The 18905-nt window shown below is 41.0% G+C and carries 14 protein-coding genes; 6 read left to right on the forward strand and 8 right to left on the reverse strand.

Annotation, left to right across the window (positions count from 1 at the left end):
- Positions 1-78: 78 nt before the first annotated feature.
- The gene (locus H8796_RS05875) at positions 79-1053 is read left to right on the forward strand and encodes a polyprenyl synthetase family protein (protein WP_117933448.1); all 975 of its coding nucleotides are present in this window, start codon (positions 79-81) and stop codon (positions 1051-1053) included.
- Here the strand turns inward: H8796_RS05875 and H8796_RS05880 are convergent, their stop codons facing one another.
- From H8796_RS05880 to H8796_RS05915, 8 genes are all read right to left on the reverse strand, one after another.
- The gene (locus H8796_RS05880) at positions 1054-1734 is read right to left on the reverse strand and encodes a DUF1266 domain-containing protein (RefSeq protein ID WP_117933450.1); all 681 of its coding nucleotides are present in this window, start codon (positions 1732-1734) and stop codon (positions 1054-1056) included.
- 394 nt (positions 1735-2128) lie between these two features.
- Positions 2129-3031 (reverse strand): deoxyribose-phosphate aldolase, encoded by a 903-nt coding sequence (deoC, locus tag H8796_RS05885; RefSeq protein WP_008776159.1) that lies wholly within the window; start codon positions 3029-3031, stop codon positions 2129-2131.
- Positions 3018-3356, reverse strand: a complete 339-nt coding sequence (locus H8796_RS05890) for a nucleotide pyrophosphohydrolase (RefSeq protein ID WP_117610926.1) — start codon at positions 3354-3356, stop codon at positions 3018-3020. Before H8796_RS05890 ends, deoC begins: the two co-directional genes overlap by 14 nt.
- Before the next feature lie 19 nt (positions 3357-3375).
- Complete coding sequence (dtd, locus tag H8796_RS05895; RefSeq protein ID WP_117933452.1) at positions 3376-3828, reverse strand: D-aminoacyl-tRNA deacylase; 453 nt, start codon at positions 3826-3828, stop codon at positions 3376-3378.
- Positions 3829-4057: 229 nt separating this feature from the next.
- On the reverse strand, positions 4058-5899 hold the full coding sequence (uvrC, locus tag H8796_RS05900) for an excinuclease ABC subunit UvrC (RefSeq protein ID WP_117933563.1): 1842 nt from the start codon (positions 5897-5899) through the stop codon (positions 4058-4060).
- A gap of 192 nt (positions 5900-6091) precedes the next feature.
- Complete coding sequence (locus H8796_RS05905) at positions 6092-6622, reverse strand: adenine phosphoribosyltransferase (protein ID WP_004313735.1); 531 nt, start codon at positions 6620-6622, stop codon at positions 6092-6094.
- A gap of 50 nt (positions 6623-6672) precedes the next feature.
- Entirely contained in the window at positions 6673-8559 is a 1887-nt protein-coding gene (mnmG, locus tag H8796_RS05910) for a tRNA uridine-5-carboxymethylaminomethyl(34) synthesis enzyme MnmG (RefSeq protein ID WP_117933453.1), read from the reverse strand.
- Positions 8560-9346: 787 nt separating this feature from the next.
- The gene (locus H8796_RS05915; protein WP_117933455.1) at positions 9347-9985 is read right to left on the reverse strand and encodes an HU family DNA-binding protein; all 639 of its coding nucleotides are present in this window, start codon (positions 9983-9985) and stop codon (positions 9347-9349) included.
- A gap of 308 nt (positions 9986-10293) precedes the next feature.
- Between H8796_RS05915 and H8796_RS05920 the strand changes: the two genes are divergently transcribed.
- The 5 genes from H8796_RS05920 (at position 10294) to H8796_RS05940 (ending at position 18905) form a co-directional block, all read left to right on the forward strand.
- Positions 10294-11574, forward strand: a complete 1281-nt coding sequence (locus tag H8796_RS05920; RefSeq protein WP_117933457.1) for a VapE domain-containing protein — start codon at positions 10294-10296, stop codon at positions 11572-11574.
- A gap of 368 nt (positions 11575-11942) precedes the next feature.
- On the forward strand, positions 11943-12512 hold the full coding sequence (locus H8796_RS05925) for an RNA polymerase sigma-70 factor (protein WP_117933459.1): 570 nt from the start codon (positions 11943-11945) through the stop codon (positions 12510-12512).
- A gap of 245 nt (positions 12513-12757) precedes the next feature.
- Positions 12758-13945 carry a FecR family protein gene (locus H8796_RS05930; protein ID WP_117933461.1) on the forward strand — a complete coding sequence of 396 codons (1188 nt, stop codon included), beginning with the start codon at positions 12758-12760 and terminating at the stop codon, positions 13943-13945.
- A gap of 66 nt (positions 13946-14011) precedes the next feature.
- Entirely contained in the window at positions 14012-17368 is a 3357-nt protein-coding gene (locus tag H8796_RS05935) for a SusC/RagA family TonB-linked outer membrane protein (RefSeq protein WP_117933463.1), read from the forward strand.
- A gap of 13 nt (positions 17369-17381) precedes the next feature.
- On the forward strand, positions 17382-18905 hold the full coding sequence (locus H8796_RS05940; protein WP_117933465.1) for a RagB/SusD family nutrient uptake outer membrane protein: 1524 nt from the start codon (positions 17382-17384) through the stop codon (positions 18903-18905).

Consider the following 18905-nt stretch of genomic DNA (forward strand, 5'->3'; position numbering starts at 1 on the left):
AATTTTTCATGGTAAAAGTACAAAAAAATACGGTATTAAGCGTTTTATTATTACTTTTGTGCTCAAATTGTGTAATAAATGGACAGTATCTCACTTATCAGAACTCCGATTGAAGCGGAACTGGGCGACTTCAAAGAACTTTTTGATAGTTCTCTCTCCAGTTCAAATGCATTGCTCGATAGCGTCGTATCTCACATACGGCGGAGGAATGGTAAGATGATGCGGCCTATTCTTGTTTTACTCGTGGCACGTCTTTATGGCGCAATATGTCCTTCCACTCTTCATGCGGCTGTTTCATTGGAACTCCTTCATACGGCTAGCCTGGTACATGATGACGTCGTGGATGAAAGCTCCGAACGTCGTGGACAGCTCTCGGTAAATGCTATCTTTAATAATAAAGTAGCGGTGCTGACGGGTGACTATTTATTGGCAACCAGCCTCGTACACGCAGAATTGACAAACAGCCATCGTATTATTCAGCTGGTGTCCACTCTTGGACAGGATCTTGCTGACGGTGAGTTGCTTCAGCTCTCAAATGTAAGTAATCACAGCTTTTCCGAGGAAGTCTATTTTGATGTAATCCGCAAGAAAACTGCTGCTCTTTTTGCTGCCTGCACAAAGGCTGCCGCTTTCTCGGTAGGTGTGGGTGAGGGGGAAGCTGAACTTGCCCGTTTGCTGGGCGAATATATTGGTATCTGTTTCCAGATAAAGGATGATATTTTCGATTACTTTGATAATAAGGAGATCGGTAAACCTACGGGTAATGATATGCTTGAAGGTAAACTGACATTGCCCGCTTTGTATGTGCTGAATACGACGAAAAACGAGGAAGCGCAAGAAATTGCAATCAAAGTAAAGGAGGGCACGGCTACTCTCGGTGAAATAGCTCATTTGATTTCGTTTATTAAAGAAAACGGAGGTATTGAATATGCGGTTCAGACTATGAATGTCTATAAGCAAAAAGCCTTCAATTTATTGGCTTCTTTGCCGGATTCCGATATCTGTGCAGCTCTCCGGGCTTATCTGGATTACGTAGTAGACCGCGAAAAATAGTTATTTCCGGTATTTTGCCAGAAGTGAATAGCACAATAATAACCGGTCCCAATCTTCTATCTTTTCCGATTCCATCGCTTTTCCTAAAAGGAAACTCTTGTCTATTTCTTCCGCTGTATGAAGATCTAAAGAACATAATTTGGCGGCTTGCTCTATGTAGTCCCAGGCTTTCTCTTTGGTGATGTGACCACATGCTTGGGAGGCGCGCGCCAGGCTCACAAGCAGTCCCATATCCCATCCGATAATGCCTTTTTCCAAGTCATTTATCCATATAATAGGATCCCTTCTTTCCTCTGTATATTTCACAAATTTGTATAGATTCTTTCCTTGACGGATAAAGCGTTCCACTCCGAAAAAACGCTTTTGAATGATGTTTTCGAACTCGTTGATGTTCTCTGTAGAGAGTAAATAGGGGAGCATAATCTGGTAGGAGACTCTGTCTCCTTCGTTGATAAGGAACTGGAATAGTCCGGTGACGGACTCATTATCGGTGCAGTGAAACTCCTCTGTCAGCAGTTTGGATAGCTTTTGCGGATGGATTCCGGTCTCCATGGAGTTGAGATAGAAGCCTTGCAGTCCGGCTTCCATATAACCGATGCGTAGCCCCTTCTTTTTCTCTGCTCCGAGGATGAGGTTCAGAGGGTTGTGATTGAATCTTAAGGTTCTTGTATATGCGTCCATCCTAATACCTCCAAAGGTTCATGAAAAGCGTGAGAACTGTTGCCATGTATTTTCCTGAGGCTTCGGCAAGCCGTTATGAGTATACAAGCAACAGTCCCACGCTCCATTCGATATATAACAAAAGTATATACATGAAGGTGCGTGAGACCCGTTTGCTTATTACCATTCATAACTTTGAATTTTGCCGAATTCCAGGAATTGGTAATAAATGAAACGTTCTCTAATATAACTAATTAGCTATATTTTCATCGCTAAACCTTTTACAAAGATAAGTATTTTTCCGAATTCTTCTGTAACTATCTTTAGATTTTCTTAAATGAAAAATACCGCGTCGGTTCCCGGAGTACGGGAATCGCGCGGTAAGGCGTATTTGATTGCTAATGTAGCCTTTAGCTTAGAAGAACTTGATTTCTTCCCCTTTGATGTCAGAAAGAAGGAGGTTGGCTAAGCGGCTGGTTCCCAGGCGGAACAGTTGATTATCCAGCCATTCTTCACCCAATAGCTCTTTTACAATTGTGTAGTAAATAATCGCATCATTAACGGTATTGATGCCACCCGCCGGTTTGAATCCAATCTTGATTCCGGTCTTCTGGTAGTATTCTTTGATGGCTTCACACATCACGTAAGCGGCTTCCGGAGTAGCGGCAGGCTGTTGCTTACCGGTGGAAGTCTTGATGAAATCTGCACCCGAATACATGGATAGGATAGAGGCTTTCTTGATGTTGGAAGCACTCTTTAGTGCACCAGTTTCGAGGATTACTTTGAGGTGACGTTCCTTGCAAACTTCCTTTAATTCTTGTATTTCTTCACACATTCCTTCGTAGTCTCCGCTTAGGAATTTGCCGATGGAAATGACAATATCTATTTCATCTGCGCCTTCTGCGATTGCTAATGCTGTTTCTGCCACTTTTACTTCAATAAATGTCTGTGAAGAGGGGAAACCTCCTGATACACAGGCTATATTGACTCCGTCTACTTCCAGCGTATTCTTAACGATGGCTGCAAAATTGGGGTATACACAGATTGCTGCAACATTTTTCAGATCAGGATATTCGTCGTCAAACTGATTGACTTTTTCGGTAAAGTGCATCACACTTTTGTCACTGTCTGTACTATTCAAAGTAGTCAGATCAATACAGTTGAACAGGAACTTCTTAACATCTTCCGTGTTGTTTTCCGGCACTTTTTTCTCAATCAATTCAGCTACGCGAGCTTGAATATCTGCATCGCTCAGATTGGTATTATACTTTGCCAATGCGGCATTGTACTTGTTGGGCTGTGAGTTATTCTCTTCCATGATCTTTCAGTTTTGGGTTGTTGATATGTCTTTTATTATCTCGTTTCGTTTTCTTTTCCATACTTTTCCGGAAAGCAGTGGTTATGTCTACACCTGTCTGGTTGGCAATGCAGAGAAGCACCCATAAAACGTCTGCTATCTCTTCATCTATATTATCTTTCTCTCCCTCTTTAAAGGATTGATCTCCATATTTGCGGGCCATGACACGCGCCAGTTCTCCTACCTCTTCCGTCAGAACTGCCATATTGGTCAACTCGCTGAAGTAGCGGACACCGTATGTTTTCACCCATTGGTCCACTTGTTTCTGTGCTTCTTCCAGAGTCATAATTGTTGATGGTTAGTTATTATTCTTTGTTTTTTGTATCCATGCATATAGTAACGGGGCCGTCGTTTAAAAGTTCAACTTTCATGTCCGCTCCAAAGATGCCTGTACCTATTTCTTTTCCCAATGCACCGCTTAAATCTTTGCAGAATTGTTCGTAGAGTGGGATAGAGACATCTGGCTTGGCAGCTTTGATATAGGAGGGGCGATTTCCCTTCTTGGTAGAAGCGTGTAACGTGAACTGGCTGATAACCAGAATCTCACCTCCATCTTCTAAAATAGATTTGTTCATTACACCATTCTCATCATCGAAGATACGTAGATTTACAATCTTCTTGCAGAGCCAGTCGATATCTTCCTGCCCGTCTGCTTCTTCAATACCGACTAATATCAGCATCCCTTTCCCAATGGACGACTTACGGTGTCCTTCAATGGCTACTGACGCATGGCTTACCCGTTGTATGACTATTCTCATTGTTATTTATTCTATTTCATGATTAGGAAAGGCAAATTTACAAAATTCAGAAGAGAAAACGGTGTGTTGGTGGGAAAATATTATAAGGCTTTGCCGAAAGCGTTAATGATTTATTATTGGGGCACGGATTACACGGATAACACGGTTTTTTAGTAATTCAACCGTGAAATCCGTGTAATCCGTGCCTAAAAGTGATAGAAAGATAACAGGTCTACTCCCCAACTTCTTATTAATTTTCTGATGATTCATCGCTCAATCCCGCTTTTACAGTCTTGGCTTTCGCTTCTCCGATCACAGCGGAAATCTCCTCAAAAGAGGCTTCTTTTATCCGCTTTACGCTTTTAAATTCTTTCAGAAGCGCTGTTTTTGTCTTTTCTCCAATCCCTTTGATATTGTCTAATGCCGATGCTACCTGCCGTTTGCTGCGTTTATCACGATGGAAACTAATGGCAAAGCGGTGCACCTCATCCTGGATCTGTGTCAGCAAACGGAATAACGGGCTTTGCTGTTTGATACCGATAGTCTGCGGAGGAAATCCAAAAAGCAGTTCCGATGTGCGATGGCGATTGTCCTTTGCCAGTCCGGCAATCGGGATTGTTAAGTTCAGCTCATCTTCAATCACCTCTCTAACGACCTCCATTTGGCCTTTTCCACCATCGGTGATAATCAGGTCGGGCAGAGGGGTGTTTTCTTCAATAGCGCGCTGATAACGTCTTCTGACGACCTCTTTCATGGATGCATAGTCGTCAGGTCCTACAACCGTCTTTATATTGTATTTCCGATAATCCTTCTTTGAGGGTTTGGCCTTTTTAAAGACAACGCAAGCGGCCACGGCATCAGAACCCTGTATGTTTGAGTTGTCAAAGCATTCAATTTGCAAAGGCGGTCTGTCCAGATGCAGCTCTTGTTGTATCTCTTTCATTAATCGCATACTTCTTTGTTCCGGATTCAGCTTTTCCGCCTGTTTTAGACGGTCGGCCTTGTATTGCTTCACGTTTAGAATCGAAAGATCCAGCAATTTCTTCTTATCTCCCCGCTGTGGAACGGTAAATACGATGTTGTTTAGCTCCAAATCCAGTTCAAAAGGCACTATAATCTCTCTGGATTGACTCTTATAGCGTTCCCGCATTTCGATAATACCCAGTGTCAAAAGCTCCTCTTTTGATTCATTCAGCTTCTTTTTATATTCGAATGTAAACGCCTGGTTAATGGCACCATTTGTAATATGCAGATAGTTGATGAAAGCGGAATTGGACTCGTCCTCTTCAATAGAAAATACATCTATGTTGTGCAATACAGCACTTACTACCTCCGATTTGGAACGGTAATTTTCTATCAGAAGATATTTCTCTTTCACCTTCTGTGCTTCTTCAAACTTCATCTCACCAGCTAATGTCTGCATCCTTTCCAGTAGCATACGGCTGATTTCTTGTGTGTTTCCTTTCAGGATTTCTTTGATTTCATCAATGTTTTTGAGATAATCCTCCTGTGATTGTAGTCCGATGCATGGTCCTGCACAGTTCTTTATATGATATTCCAGACATACGTTGAACTTTCCTGCCCGTATATTCTCCGGAGTTAGGTTTAAACTGCAGGTTCGCAAAGGATATAAATGCTTTATCAGATCCAGTACCGCATACATGGATGGTATGTGACTATATGGTCCATAATACGAAGAACCGTTCCTGATAATTTTCCTTGTTCTGAAAACTCTGGGAAAATACTCGTTTTGTACGCAAATAGAAGGGTATGTCTTGTCGTCCTTTAATAGAACGTTATAGCGCGGCTTATATTTCTTTATCAGATTATTCTCCAGCAATAACGCATCTTCTTCCGTGTTGACTACAATATAGCGAATATCGGCGATTTTGCTAACCAGCACTCGTGTCTTTCCCGGTTCATGCTCTTTGCTGAAGTAGGAGTAGACTCTTTTCTTTAGATTTTTAGCCTTTCCAACGTATATAATTGTACCCTCCGTGTTCAGGTATTGGTAAATACCCGGCTTCTCGGGAAGGTTGGCTACAATCCCTTTCAAATATTCATTGGCTCTGCTTTCTGGTTTTGTATTCATAATCATTAGGGATGGACTGCTAAAATAAAAAGGGGGCTGTTCTGAAGCTAAGCTTCACTATCTTATTGCTGTTTAGGCACGGATTATGCGGATTTTGCAGAAAAATAAAAACCGTGAAGTCCGCGTAATCCGTGCCTAAAAAATAAACCATTGGAGCTGTTAATACATTTTCTGCAAATAGATGCAACTCCTTTATAAAGTCAATACGGATTCTACTTCTACATCATCTCCGAATACCGATTTTCCATTCAGCTCTTTCAGTTCGATGATGAAGTTTACATACACCTTTTTAGGCTTTAATCTTTTCACCAATTCGCAAGCCGCTTTCATGGTGCCTCCTGTTGCCAGCAAATCATCATGGAGTAGAACTACGTCATTCTCGTCCAGTGCATCTTTGTGAATTTGCACCGTGTCTTTGCCATACTCCTTATCGTAGCTTTCTTCAATCGTTTCTGCCGGGAGTTTGCCCGGCTTGCGGATTGGAATAAAACCGGCGTTCAGACGGGTTGCCAGAATCGGTCCCATAATAAAGCCTCTTGATTCTATACCTACCACTTTGGTGATTCCTTTGTCCTTATACATATCGAACATGATATTGGATAATTCCTGCAAGCACCATGGATCTTTGAATAGAGTGGTGACGTCGTAGAACAAGATTCCGGGAATCGGAAAATCGGGTACTTCCCGAATGCTTTTGATTAGTGTTTCTTTGCTCATAATCATTGAATTATATCGTTTCTTTAAATGCTTTGTTTCACGTGAAACGTTGCCGCTTATCGTCCCGAAAGTACCAACAGCACGTTGATGTCGCTAGGAGAGACACCCGGGATTCTGCTCGCTTGCGCGATTGTTTCCGGATCTATCTTTACCAGCTTTTGCCGAGCTTCGGTGGAAAGGGACTGAATGGTAGAATAGTCAAATTTTCCTTTAATCTTAATACTCTCCAATCGTGCTAGTTTTTCAGCAATCATTCTCTCTCTATCAATATATCCTTGATACTTGATTAGGATTTCTGCAGCTTCAAGAATCTCTTCTTTCCGGTCCTGATCCGAACTCGTCGCTTTTTCCAGTTCGCGTTGAAACGCCGGAACATATTCTGCTATATTTTCTATTGTCACTTGCGGGCGGTTCAGAATCTCTATCAACTTACAACCTTGGCGTAGGGGAGTTGTCCCTATCTTTTCGAGAGCATCGTTGATTAGTGCCGGTTTCATCGAATAGTTGCGCGCGAAAGAAATGATTCGTTCCACAGCTTCTTTCTTGCTTCTTACTAACTGATATCGATCTTCTTTTGCCAGCCCAAGCTTAAATGCTTTCTCTGTTAAGCGCATATCGGCATCATCCATGCGAAGCAGAATGCGGTATTCCGCACGCGAGGTAAACATACGGTAAGGTTCATCCACACCTTTGGTAACCAAATCGTCGATTAATACGCCAATATATGCTTCATCACGAGCCAAAGTAAATGCTTCTCCGCCGTGGCAGTTGATGTGTGCATTGATACCGGCTATCAATCCTTGTCCTCCTGCTTCCTCGTATCCGGTGGTTCCGTTTACTTGTCCGGCAAAGAACAAGTTTTTGATAATCTTCGATTCCAACGTATGTTTTAATTGAGTCGGATCGAAATAGTCATATTCGATAGCGTATCCCGGGCGGTAGATAACCAGATCTTTGAAAGCCGGGATTTGTTTTAATGCTGCAATTTGTATTTCCATCGGAAGCGAAGAAGAGAATCCGTTAAGATATAACTCTTGTGTCGTTTCTCCTTCCGGTTCGAGAAATAACTGGTGCTGATCTTTATCCGGGAAAGTGACAATCTTGGTTTCGATGCTCGGACAATAGCGTGGCCCGATACTTTGAATCTGTCCGTTGAACAGGGGAGAATCCGGCAAACCTTCACGCAGAATCCGGTGTACTTCTTCATTGGTGTAGCATGTCCAGCATTGAAGTTGTTTTAAGTGGTGCGTGCTAGTATTCATGAATGAGAACTTGTGGAAGTCCGATTCACCGTCTTGTGTTTCCATCTGGTCAAAATGAACGCTTCGCGCGTCGATTCGTACCGGAGTACCGGTTTTCATCCTTCCGTAAGAGATGCCGTGACGGGCGATGGATTCGGTCAGCTGATAAGAAGCCGGCTCGGCCATTCTTCCTCCCGGCAATTTATGACGTCCTACATGCATCAGTCCGTTGAGGAAAGTTCCTGCGGTGAGCACAATGCATTTTGCTTTGAAGGTGACGCCCCATGCGGTGACCAATCCGGTGACCTCACCGTTTTCAACGAGCAGTTCACATACGGTATCTTGCCAGATATGAAGGTTGGGTGTATTTTCCAGTTTCTCCCGCCAGGACCAAATGAACTTAGCCCGGTCGCATTGGGCGCGGGGACTCCACATGGCTGGACCTTTCGAGCGGTTTAGAATTCGGAATTGAATGGCAGTCTCATCTGTCACTAATCCCATCTGTCCACCCAGTGCATCTATTTCACGTACAATTTGTCCTTTGGCGATTCCTCCTACAGCCGGATTGCAACTCATCTGTCCAATCTTGTTCATGTCCATAGTGATGAGACAAGTTTTGGAACCTAAATTAGCAGCAGCTGCCGCTGCTTCACAACCAGCATGTCCGGCACCAATTACAATTACGTCGTACTTAAAATCCATTCCTATCTTATTTATTATCAAACGCTGCAAAGTTACAGAAAAGTTGCGAGACTTGTATCTTCAAGCTGTTTTTGCTTCTGAAAATCCGGGGAGGAATCCGGTTTAATTGAAAAAATCGCCGTAATTTTGAGTTAGGAATATGCAGATTGTTCGAGATTTGGCTATTCTTCGAGTTTTGTAATCGTGCGTTTTTGTGGAAAATAGTGATATTATGCTCTTTTATGTCTTGTTTTATTGTCTTTTTGTTAGTTGCTTGTTTGCTCAATAATGGATCAAACTAGAAAGCAAAATGGAGAATTTGTTCAAAATAGAGGCTATCGTCAGAATAAATGTGAGGTTTACACTCAAAATTTGCTTCATGTCTTGACATAAGTCAAAAAAACAAGCCCAAATGTATTTTTTAGTATCATGGACTTTGTTGTTTTCGCAAACAGCTATACCTTTGCAGTGTAGTTGTGAAACTACTTATATTTTTAGGTATTAGAAAAAAGGTTATAATTAAAAGGTATTAGTTTATAAAATTAAGGTATTAGATTTTAAGATTAGTTTTTAGGAAAAGGATTGTTTTGATTAGGTATTAGGAAAAAGACGTTTTTAGGTAACGAGTAAATGAAAGATGAAGAAAAGAAGAATCCCATTTATGGGGATTCTTTAAAGGTGGAGCGGAATGATTCGCTCTTTTTTGTGCCCTTTGTTCATTCTCTTCACATTGAGATAAGTCTCAATTTATCAGTCTTTTTACGTGATTCGTTGAGTGAAAATACCTCTTTCACATCCTTCACAGTCACTACCGTGAAGGATGTGCCGCATCTCTGGATACGCCATAATAACCGGGAGCAGGCACATACATCGGCTGATTGCGCAAACCGATATTCACTAGCTTCCCTTCTCCACGCAAACGTACCAAATGCGTTTTAGCCGTAGTACGTGCCAAACCACACACTTCCTGAAAATCACGGCGGGTCATCATCTGATGTTCGGCAAAATATTCTTTCAACAGCATATCAATCTTCACCTCTGACACCTTTTCCGAATGGCGAACATACTTGGACTGACTGGCACAAACACCCACAAAATGTCCTTTCAGATTACTATCAGGGCGAAATCGGACAGTTTTGAAAGCCACCTTATTAGTCTTATGCGGAGTGCTACGAGTCACTTTCCCCGTAGCCTCCAAAGTGGAATAAAAATAACCGATCCCCTCGATATGTACTTCTTTTCCCTCACGCAACGACTCACCAAGAATCTTCGATAAGTTATCAAGCACATTCTTTACGTCGCCCACAGTCAACGAACTGTAGTCATGAATCTTGTAACAAAGAGTATCCGTATCCACCTTTCCATTCATAAAGATACGCGGATGCAACGCCGCTTCTTCTTCCGAAGAAGCATTAGGATTTTCATACCAATCAAACACAATAGCCATTACTTCTTATCAATTTAAATGTGTAACTTCATCATAGGACAACTTTAATCGGCTATTCGGACGACTGGAATCGGCTGTTCAGTCAACTATTGTCAGCCAACCGGACAACTCCAGTCGGCTTTCCCTAAACAAGCACTAAAGATACGACAAAGTAACGACATATCAGTACAAGAAAGCTTGTTTTTCATTTCAGAAGAAAATAAACATTTTCTTAGTTAAATACTTGCAAACCCCATATTTCATGTTATACCTTAGCAGCATCAACCGGTCGAAAAAACAACATTTATTCATTTAAAAAGAAGAAAAATATGAAGACATTAGAATATAACTCGAAACGTTTGGCAAAAAGAATACGAGTATTGATGAAAGAGTCGTCAAACGTCATCGTTTCACCGAATACGTCAAAGAACGTGCCGAAAATGCAAGAAGTACATAAACACCCCGTCCTTCTGACGCAACAAGTGATTGACTTTTTGATAGAGCAATATGACTTCCGCTACAACCTGCTTACCGAAGAAACCGAATTCCGGCCATCAGGACAACGAGACATTCCTTTCTGCCGTATAGACAAGCGAGAACTAAATACTTTCTGCCTGGAAGCACACAAAGAAGGTATCAACTGCTGGGACAAGGATCTTCAAAGATATATCTACTCTACCCAAGTGGAAAGCTACCACCCCTTCCGACTTTATATGAACGAACTACCGACCTGGGACGGAACGGATCGGTTGAAGCCCTTAGCGAAGCGAGTATCCGACATTCCTATATGGATAAAAAGCTTTCACACTTGGATGCTCGGGCTTGCCGCCCAATGGCTGGGAGTAAATCAAACACAAGCGAACAGCGTAGCCCCGATACTTATCAGTGAAGAACAGGGACGCCACAAGTCCACTTTCTGCCGTATGCTAATGCCGCCACAACTAGCCCGTTATTATTCGGATAATCTGAAACTAACCGCACAAGGCAATCCCGAACGTCTCCTTGCCGAGATGGGATTACTAAACATGGACGAATTTGACAAATTCGGAGCACAAAAGATGCCATTACTGAAAAATCTGATGCAAATGTCCAGCCTCAACATCTGCAAAGCCTATCAGAAAAATTTTCGGTCGCTCCCCCGCATCGCTTCATTCATCGGAACCAGCAACCGGACTGACCTACTCCGCGATCCAACAGGCAGCCGTAGATTCATCTGCATTGAAGCGGAACATGATATAGACTGTACCGGAATTGAACATTCACAAATCTATGCCCAACTGAAAGAGGAATTGCTTGCAGGTGCCCGCCACTGGTTCAGCAAAGAGGAAGAACACGCCTTGCAACGTCATAACAGCGCATATTATCATGTCAACCCAATAGAAGACATTGTGTGCAACACATACGCGCCTGCCATGTTGGATGAACCGGATTGTCTGTCACTCTCTGCTGCTATCATTCATCAAGAATTGAAAAAGAGGTTTCCGGCTGTACTTCGTAATTGTACTCCTATCCAATTGGCGCAGATTCTGACTGTAACGGGTATCAGTCGACAGCATACGAGACTAGGCAATGTGTATTTGGTGAAGAAAGTGAAGGGCTGTGAAGAGTGAGAATGATACCACTTGTTCACATAAGATGTCTGTGAATAAGATGGTTACGCCTCTGTGACGACTGTGAATGACAGCATATATCATTGCAATCAGAAAGTAGTAAACAACCAAGCCCCGAACATATTTTGATTGGTAATGATTTTATTTGAAATAATGTTATTGCTAATCGAAGTATTTCTTATTTTTATATTCCTCTTTAAAGCTTGCGCCTTTTGTGTCTTGTTGCATTTTATTTTTATTTTGTAAGTCAGCAAGGTCTGCGTTTCTGAAAAAAAACAATATATTTGCATTCATAAATATCGCAAAAGTAAGTAGTTACGGTGATTTTTATAAATTTTGTTCTCTTTTTTCGCAGGAAAAGTGACAGTATGAACGATAAAATTGACATCATAGTAGCGGGAGTAAACCGGAAGGATGAAAAGATATGGGGCGATTTCTACGATCGTTTTTATGCTGCTTTATGTGTTTATGTTTCCAAGATATTGCCAGTCCCCGATGCGGTGGAAGATTTGGTACAGGAAGTTTTTATTTCTGTATGGGAGGGGAAGCGTACCTTTTCTGATATTAAAGAGCTTACCAATTATCTTTATCGTGCCTGCTATAATAATACCTTATTATATATACGTAATAATCAAATTCATGATACTATTTTAAGTTCTTTGGCGGAAGAAGAAAGTATGGTGGACGAAGATACGATTTATGCACTGACAGTAAAAGAAGAAATTATCCGGCAACTCTATTGCTATATCGAAGAACTGCCTGCCGAACAACGTCGGATTATTTTAATGAGAATTGAGGGACATACATGGGAAGAGATAGCGGAACGTCTGGAGATAAGTATCAATACTGTCAAAACCCAAAAGACTCGCAGCTATAAATTCCTCCGTGAAAGGTTGGGGGATTCCATTCATTCCATAATTCTTTTTTTATTTTTCTAAAAATAAAAAAAACATTCTGATACTTCTTTGTCTTTTTATTGATTGATTAAGATTTGTTCTATTTGTTAAAATCAAATCTTTTTCTTCTATATAATGACATTATGATATATTTCTACCTCTAAATTCTGATTCATTATTCTTTTATCTCAAAAAAAAGTCATCTTTTTGTCACCCATTTTTATGAGTTGTGTATATCTATAATAAAGATGAATTAAACAATTGTTTAATTAAAAAAACGCAATAAGATGAAGAAGTTCGAAAATGTATATCAAGACGCTGCTTTAATAAGAAAGGTTCTTTGGGGGGAGGCTGATGAAGTGGAACAAAAAGATCTTGAGAAACGGTTGGTAGAATGTCCAGACTTACGAAATGTATACGAGCAATTACAGAGCGGGGAGACTTTGAAAGTTGCCTTTGGAGAATATCAAAAATATTCGTCAAAGAAAGCTTATCAGTCTTTTCTTCAGAGTATCGGGCAGATGGAATCGAAAGGACGGAAGAGTCGTTTTCGTCGGGTTGGGTGGTACGCTGCTGCGGCTGTCGTTACTTTAGCCGTTGCTCTTTCTTTCTATATGTCATCGGAAAAAGAAGGGAAAACTTTGATTCAGCCGGGAACGCAGCAGGCACAATTGACTTTGTCCGATGGCAGCGTGATTGATGTGCATAGAAAAGAAGTAAGCGTAGTAGTAGATGGCGTTCAAGTAAAATATAAGAAAGGAGTGCTGTCTTATCAGCCTACCGTCACGACACAACATGAGGAGAAAAACATTGAAGAACAACCTGGCAAATCAAATGAACTGGTAATACCGCGTGGAGGTGAAAATACTGTAATCCTTGCAGATGGAACGACAGTACATTTGAATGCCGGTTCCAAATTGACCTATCCGGTACGTTTTGCCGGTAAACGTCGAATTGTGCGTTTGGAGGGTGAAGCTTATTTTGATGTAGCAAGAGATGAGAATCATCCATTTGTGGTACAAACTCATCTCGGGGAAATAACTGTACTTGGTACTGAATTCAACGTGAATGCTTATGCCGATACCCCTGTTTGTTATACAACCCTAGTACATGGAAAAGTGAAATTCTCTACATTAAATGCGGAAACGGTTACTCTCTCACCGGGTGAACAAGCTGTTGTATTTGCCAATAGTTCAACGAAACGCAAGGTGGATTTGGAAGAATATGTTGGTTGGGTAGATGGTATGTACATCTTTAATGACCGTCCCTTGGGCGATATAATGAAGACATTCGAACGCTGGTACGACATACAGGTTTATTACGAAACCCCTAACCTGCGCGACATTACCTATAGTGGCAACTTGAAACGCTACGGAACAATAAATTCATTCCTGGATGCACTGGAACTGACAGGAGACCTTACTTATAAAATCAGTGGCAGGAATATATTGATATATGATAAAGTGGAAGAATAGGAATGGAAAAGATAGAATATTAGAATAGTTAGAATATTAGGTACACAAAAGTTTAATTATTAATTTATGAGAGAAAAACGATGGCTGCTATGTTTTCTAGTGGCAATGTGCTGTACGTTTAGTGCATGGGCATTACCGTCACAAGACAAGACGGTGACTTTGAAACTGCACAATGTCTCTATAGAGACTGTCTTGGATGCAGTGAAGAAACAGACAGGTGTGAATATGTTATATAATTCACAAATGTTCAAGGGTGTTCCTTCGGTATCACTTGATGTGAAGAACGAGAGATGGGATACAACTCTTAAATTGGTGTTGAATCCTCAAGGGTTTGACTATGTGATGAAAGACGGTATTGTTGTCATTCGAAAACAAAAGCGTGAAAACCGTGTCCGTGGTATGGTGACAGATTCACATGGAGAACCGATTCCCGGAGCCAGTATTATTGTTAAAGGTACTCGTACAGGTACTTCTACCAATATTGAAGGTGAATTCACTTTGGACGTAAAAAGTGATAAAGTGGCATTGGAGGTTTCTTTTATAGGTATGAAAAAGCAAACTGTCCAAGTAGATGCTACCCGCCGGAAAACGGTTGAAATTACATTGGTGGACGATGTCAAAACATTGGATGATGTGGTTGTGACCGGATATAGCAATGTACGTAAATCCAGTTTCACGGGTAGTTCGACTCAGATTTCGGGTGATGATTTGCGTAAGGTGTCACAGACAAATATAATTGGGGCGATCCAGTCATTCGATCCCTCTTTCCGTTTAGTAGATAACGTACAATTTGGTTCTGACCCGAATGCTTTACCAGAAATGTATATTCGTGGACGTTCCGGTTTTGGCGTTAAAGAACTGGATAAAGATCAGCTTTCAAAATCAAATTTGGAGAATAATCCTAACTTACCAACCTTTATCATGGATGGTTTTGAAGTAAGTATTGAGAAGGTATATGACTTAGACCCTACCCGTATTGAGAGTCTGACGGTTTTGAAAGATGCTGCTGCTACTGCTATGTATGGTTCACGTGCTGCTAATGGAGTGGTGGTAATTACTACTGTTGCTCCGAAAGCAGGAGAGGTTCGTGTTTCTTATAACTTTACAGGAACGTTAGAAATGCCTGATTTGCGGGATTATAATTTGGCAAATGCATCGGAGAAGCTGGAGATAGAGCGACTCGCAGGATTATTTGATAAAGGACAAAGTAACATTCCATCAACTGCGGTAGGAATGAACAACTATTATAAGAAATACGCTTTAATTCAAAAAGGAGTAGATACAGATTGGATGTCTATTCCACTTCAGAACTCTTTCAATCATAAGCATAGTGTTTACTTAGAGGGAGGAACTCCTAATCTGCGCTATGGTGTAGACGGTTCATTTAATATAGCAGATGGTGTGATGAAGGGTACAGAACGTAATCGCTATAGTGCAGGCTTCTCATTGGATTATCGCATCAAGAATTTGCAAGTAAGAAACTATGTATCTTTCGGACATACGAAATCGAAAGAATCTCCATATGGTTCGTTTAGTGATTTTAGCGGACTGCAGCCTTATGATTCTCCTTATAAAGATGATGGAACACTCCGGGAGAAACTTACATATTCGAAAATTAGCGGACGTGACAATAATAATCCGCTGTATGAAGCAACTTTGGGTAATTATAATTGGAATTCTTATGATGAGGTTATTGATAACTTGAGCTTTAACTGGTATCTGAATGATTATTGGACGGTTAAAGGGCAGTTTAGTGTAACGAAGAAATATTCCAAATCAGAGAAGTTTATTGATCCGCTTTCAAGTAAGACTAGTGTTACAGGTTCACAAGATAATAATCTTGCTGGTGATTTGTATACAACGAATGGAGAAAGTTTGGATTGGAATTCCAATGCTTTTTTATACTATACACGTAGCTTTAACAAGCAACATAATTTGAATATTTCAGCAGGTTGGGAAGCAGCTTCAGGTACCACTGAGAGTACTAATGCTCATTATCGTGGATTTCCGTCGGGTGAGTTTCACTCTCTGAATTATGCGGCGGAAGTATATAAGAAACCTACTCGTACTGAGAATACCACACGAAGGGTCAGCGTATTAGCTTCTGCCAATTATACCTGGAATGATATTTATCTGGTAGACGCTTCTGTGCGTTTCGACGGTTCGTCTGAGTTCGGGGCGAATCAGAAATGGGCTCCTTTCTTCTCTGGAGGTTTGGGTGTTAATATTCATAATTATGATTTTTTCAAAAGTAACGAATATATCAATAAGTTAAAATTACGTGCTTCTTATGGGCGTACCGGTAAAGTTAATTTCCCGGCTTATGCTGCAACGACGATGTATGAAACTTTATTTGATGAATGGTATATAACAGGTTATGGAGCTGTGCTGAAAGCTTTAGGTAATAAAGACCTGACTTGGGAAAAGACGGATAAGCTGAGTGTCGGTTTTGAAACAAAAACGTTCCACGACCGCTTGACTATTGATTTCGAGTATTACTATAATAAGACAATCGACTTGGTGAATGATGTCACTCTTTCCCAAACTTCCGGTTTTTCTACTTACAAGGATAATATGGGACAAGTTGCCAACAAAGGTGTTGAATTGAAAGTTCGTGCGGATATCTATCGTGACAGGAACTGGAATGTGGCATTATGGGGAAATATGGCACACAATAAGAATGAGATTCTGAAAATTTCCGATTCTCAGAAGGCATATAATGAGAGAGTGGCCGCTTATTATAAAAATGAAGCGCTTTATCAGGAAACATTAGGGATGTCTCATGGTGCGGAATATGCGGTACCACTGCCACAGTATGCAGAAGGAGCTTCTCTGACTTCAATTTGGGCTGTACGTTCATTGGGCATTGATCCTACTACAGGTAAAGAGATTTTTTTGAACCGTGATGGCTCTATAGCTGATAAGTGGAATGCTGCACAGGAGGTTGTAGTTGGAAATACAGAACCTAAATGCAGTGGTGCTTTCGGGTTGAACCTGTCGTATAAGAATTGGACTCTGTTTGCTTCATTCCTTTATGAGTGGGGCGGACAGGAATACAATCAAACATTGGTCAACAATGTGGAGAATGCAGACTTAGTGAATAAGAATGTCGATTTACGTGTATTGACGGACAGATGGAAAAAACCGGGTGACATAGCTCAGTTTAAAGATATCAAAGACCGGGGGATGACTACTTTGCCAACATCACGTTTCGTGCAGGATAAGGCATTGGTTCGATTGAATTCATTGAATATTAGTTATGACTTTAATCGTGACTGGATAAAAAAACATCTCCGCATGAATCTGCTTCGTTTGGAAGCCTCTACGAGCGATTTGATAAACTGGTCCTCTATTAAACAGGAACGCGGATTAAGTTATCCGAGATCTTGGAAAGTGGAATTCTCATTAAAAGCACAGTTCTAAAAAAGAAGAAAAAATGAAAAAGATATATACTATAATATTTGCGTCATGTCTAGCAGCTATCTCGCTCAGCTCTTGTAGTGACTGGCTGGATGTGAGACCCGCGGATGAGATAAAGGAAGAATATTTGTTTGAGACAGGAAACGGCTACCGTACAGCTCTGAACGGTATATACCGAAAGTTGGCGACTTTCGATTTATATGGTAGTAATCTGAGTTGGGGGCTGATAGATAGCTGGGGACAGGTATACGACTTGGACAAAGCTCCCGACAGAGGTGGTGGTAAAGCTATGAAGAAATTATCTCAGTTCTTGTATAAGAACTCTGAACTGACTCCTACAACAGATGCTATGTGGAGCGCAGCGTGGAATATTATAGCCAATTGTAATAATCTTGCACAGCAGGTGGCAGAGGAAGATACAATGCTGTTCTACAAACGTACGCAGGAGAAAAATATGATTTTAGGAGAGGCTATTGCCTTACGGGCATATATGCATTTTGATTTGTTACGTATATATGCGCCGTCTTTGGCAATGAATCCGGGAGACAGACTTTTTATTCCTTATGTGGACAAATATCCATCTTATCTGGCCGACCGACAAACAGTCAGTTACTGTTTGGAACGCATCATCGCTGATTTGGTAGAAGCACAAAAGATTTTGAAGGATGTGGATAAGTCATCCGAGTTTACTTCAGCTAACCGTTTTACTAAGTCACCTTCCGGCGAGGAGCGTTTTGTTTGGTACAGAGGATTCCATCTTAATTATCATGCTGTAACTGCGGAGCTGGCTCGTGTTTACTTGTATGCAGGACAACCGGAAAAGGCATATGAAGCTGCGAAATTACTAATAGATATTAATGCTGATAAGGGTTACTACAGGGCAGTAACAAGTAGTTATAGTGGACCTCTGAATATAGAGAATGGGAATATAAAGATGTATGAAGACATTATATTTGCATTATACTCTACAGATCAGACTGATTGGGATTTGGAGATTAATCATGCAAGTGATAATACTACTAAACCGGATGATGAAAAGTACCTGGCTTTGAGTGATGCCATGGTAACGAAGTTTTTTGAAAACGAGAGTGGCAAAGATTGGCGTCTTAAGTATCAGTTAGGGCCGAATACTTCTTCTTATTATCGTTCATTAAAATACAAAAAACAAGATGAAGGTTCTGGTTTTGGTAAAGTGAATAGTACAATGGTTCCTATGATTCGTATGTCTGAAGTATATTATATAGCTGCAGAGGCTATTTATGATACGGATAAGGAATTGGCCAAGACATATCTTAAAATTGTGAAGCAAGGAAGAGGTATTAGCTCTCCTGACCTTAGCAAATCGGGTACGAAGCAAGACTTTATTAATTTGATTGTTAATGACGCTCGTCGCGAGTTTATTGGCGAAGGACAGACTTTCTTTTTATACAAGCGCCTGAAACGGAATTTGGAAGGATCGGATAAAAAGCAATCCGTTGAATATCCGGCGATTGAAGAATATTTGGTGATGCCATTGCCTGATTCGGAAAGCAATATTTAA

Source organism: Bacteroides sp. M10, from assembly GCF_014334015.1.
Lineage (GTDB): Bacteria > Bacteroidota > Bacteroidia > Bacteroidales > Bacteroidaceae > Bacteroides > Bacteroides intestinigallinarum.

Bases quoted from the DNA above. Each gene is read 5' to 3' on its own strand.
- H8796_RS05875 (WP_117933448.1), top strand. From the start codon at position 79: ATGGACAGTATCTCACTTATCAGAACTCCGATTGAAGCGGAACTGGGC.
- H8796_RS05880 (WP_117933450.1), bottom strand. From the start codon at position 1,734: ATGGACGCATATACAAGAACCTTAAGATTCAATCACAACCCTCTGAAC.
- deoC (WP_008776159.1), bottom strand. From the start codon at position 3,031: ATGGAAGAGAATAACTCACAGCCCAACAAGTACAATGCCGCATTGGCA.
- H8796_RS05890 (WP_117610926.1), bottom strand. From the start codon at position 3,356: ATGACTCTGGAAGAAGCACAGAAACAAGTGGACCAATGGGTGAAAACA.
- dtd (WP_117933452.1), bottom strand. From the start codon at position 3,828: ATGAGAATAGTCATACAACGGGTAAGCCATGCGTCAGTAGCCATTGAA.
- uvrC (WP_117933563.1), bottom strand. From the start codon at position 5,899: ATGAATACAAAACCAGAAAGCAGAGCCAATGAATATTTGAAAGGGATT.
- H8796_RS05905 (WP_004313735.1), bottom strand. From the start codon at position 6,622: ATGATTATGAGCAAAGAAACACTAATCAAAAGCATTCGGGAAGTACCC.
- mnmG (WP_117933453.1), bottom strand. From the start codon at position 8,559: ATGGATTTTAAGTACGACGTAATTGTAATTGGTGCCGGACATGCTGGT.
- H8796_RS05915 (WP_117933455.1), bottom strand. From the start codon at position 9,985: ATGGCTATTGTGTTTGATTGGTATGAAAATCCTAATGCTTCTTCGGAA.
- H8796_RS05920 (WP_117933457.1), top strand. From the start codon at position 10,294: ATGAAGACATTAGAATATAACTCGAAACGTTTGGCAAAAAGAATACGA.
- H8796_RS05925 (WP_117933459.1), top strand. From the start codon at position 11,943: ATGAACGATAAAATTGACATCATAGTAGCGGGAGTAAACCGGAAGGAT.
- H8796_RS05930 (WP_117933461.1), top strand. From the start codon at position 12,758: ATGAAGAAGTTCGAAAATGTATATCAAGACGCTGCTTTAATAAGAAAG.
- H8796_RS05935 (WP_117933463.1), top strand. From the start codon at position 14,012: ATGAGAGAAAAACGATGGCTGCTATGTTTTCTAGTGGCAATGTGCTGT.
- H8796_RS05940 (WP_117933465.1), top strand. From the start codon at position 17,382: ATGAAAAAGATATATACTATAATATTTGCGTCATGTCTAGCAGCTATC.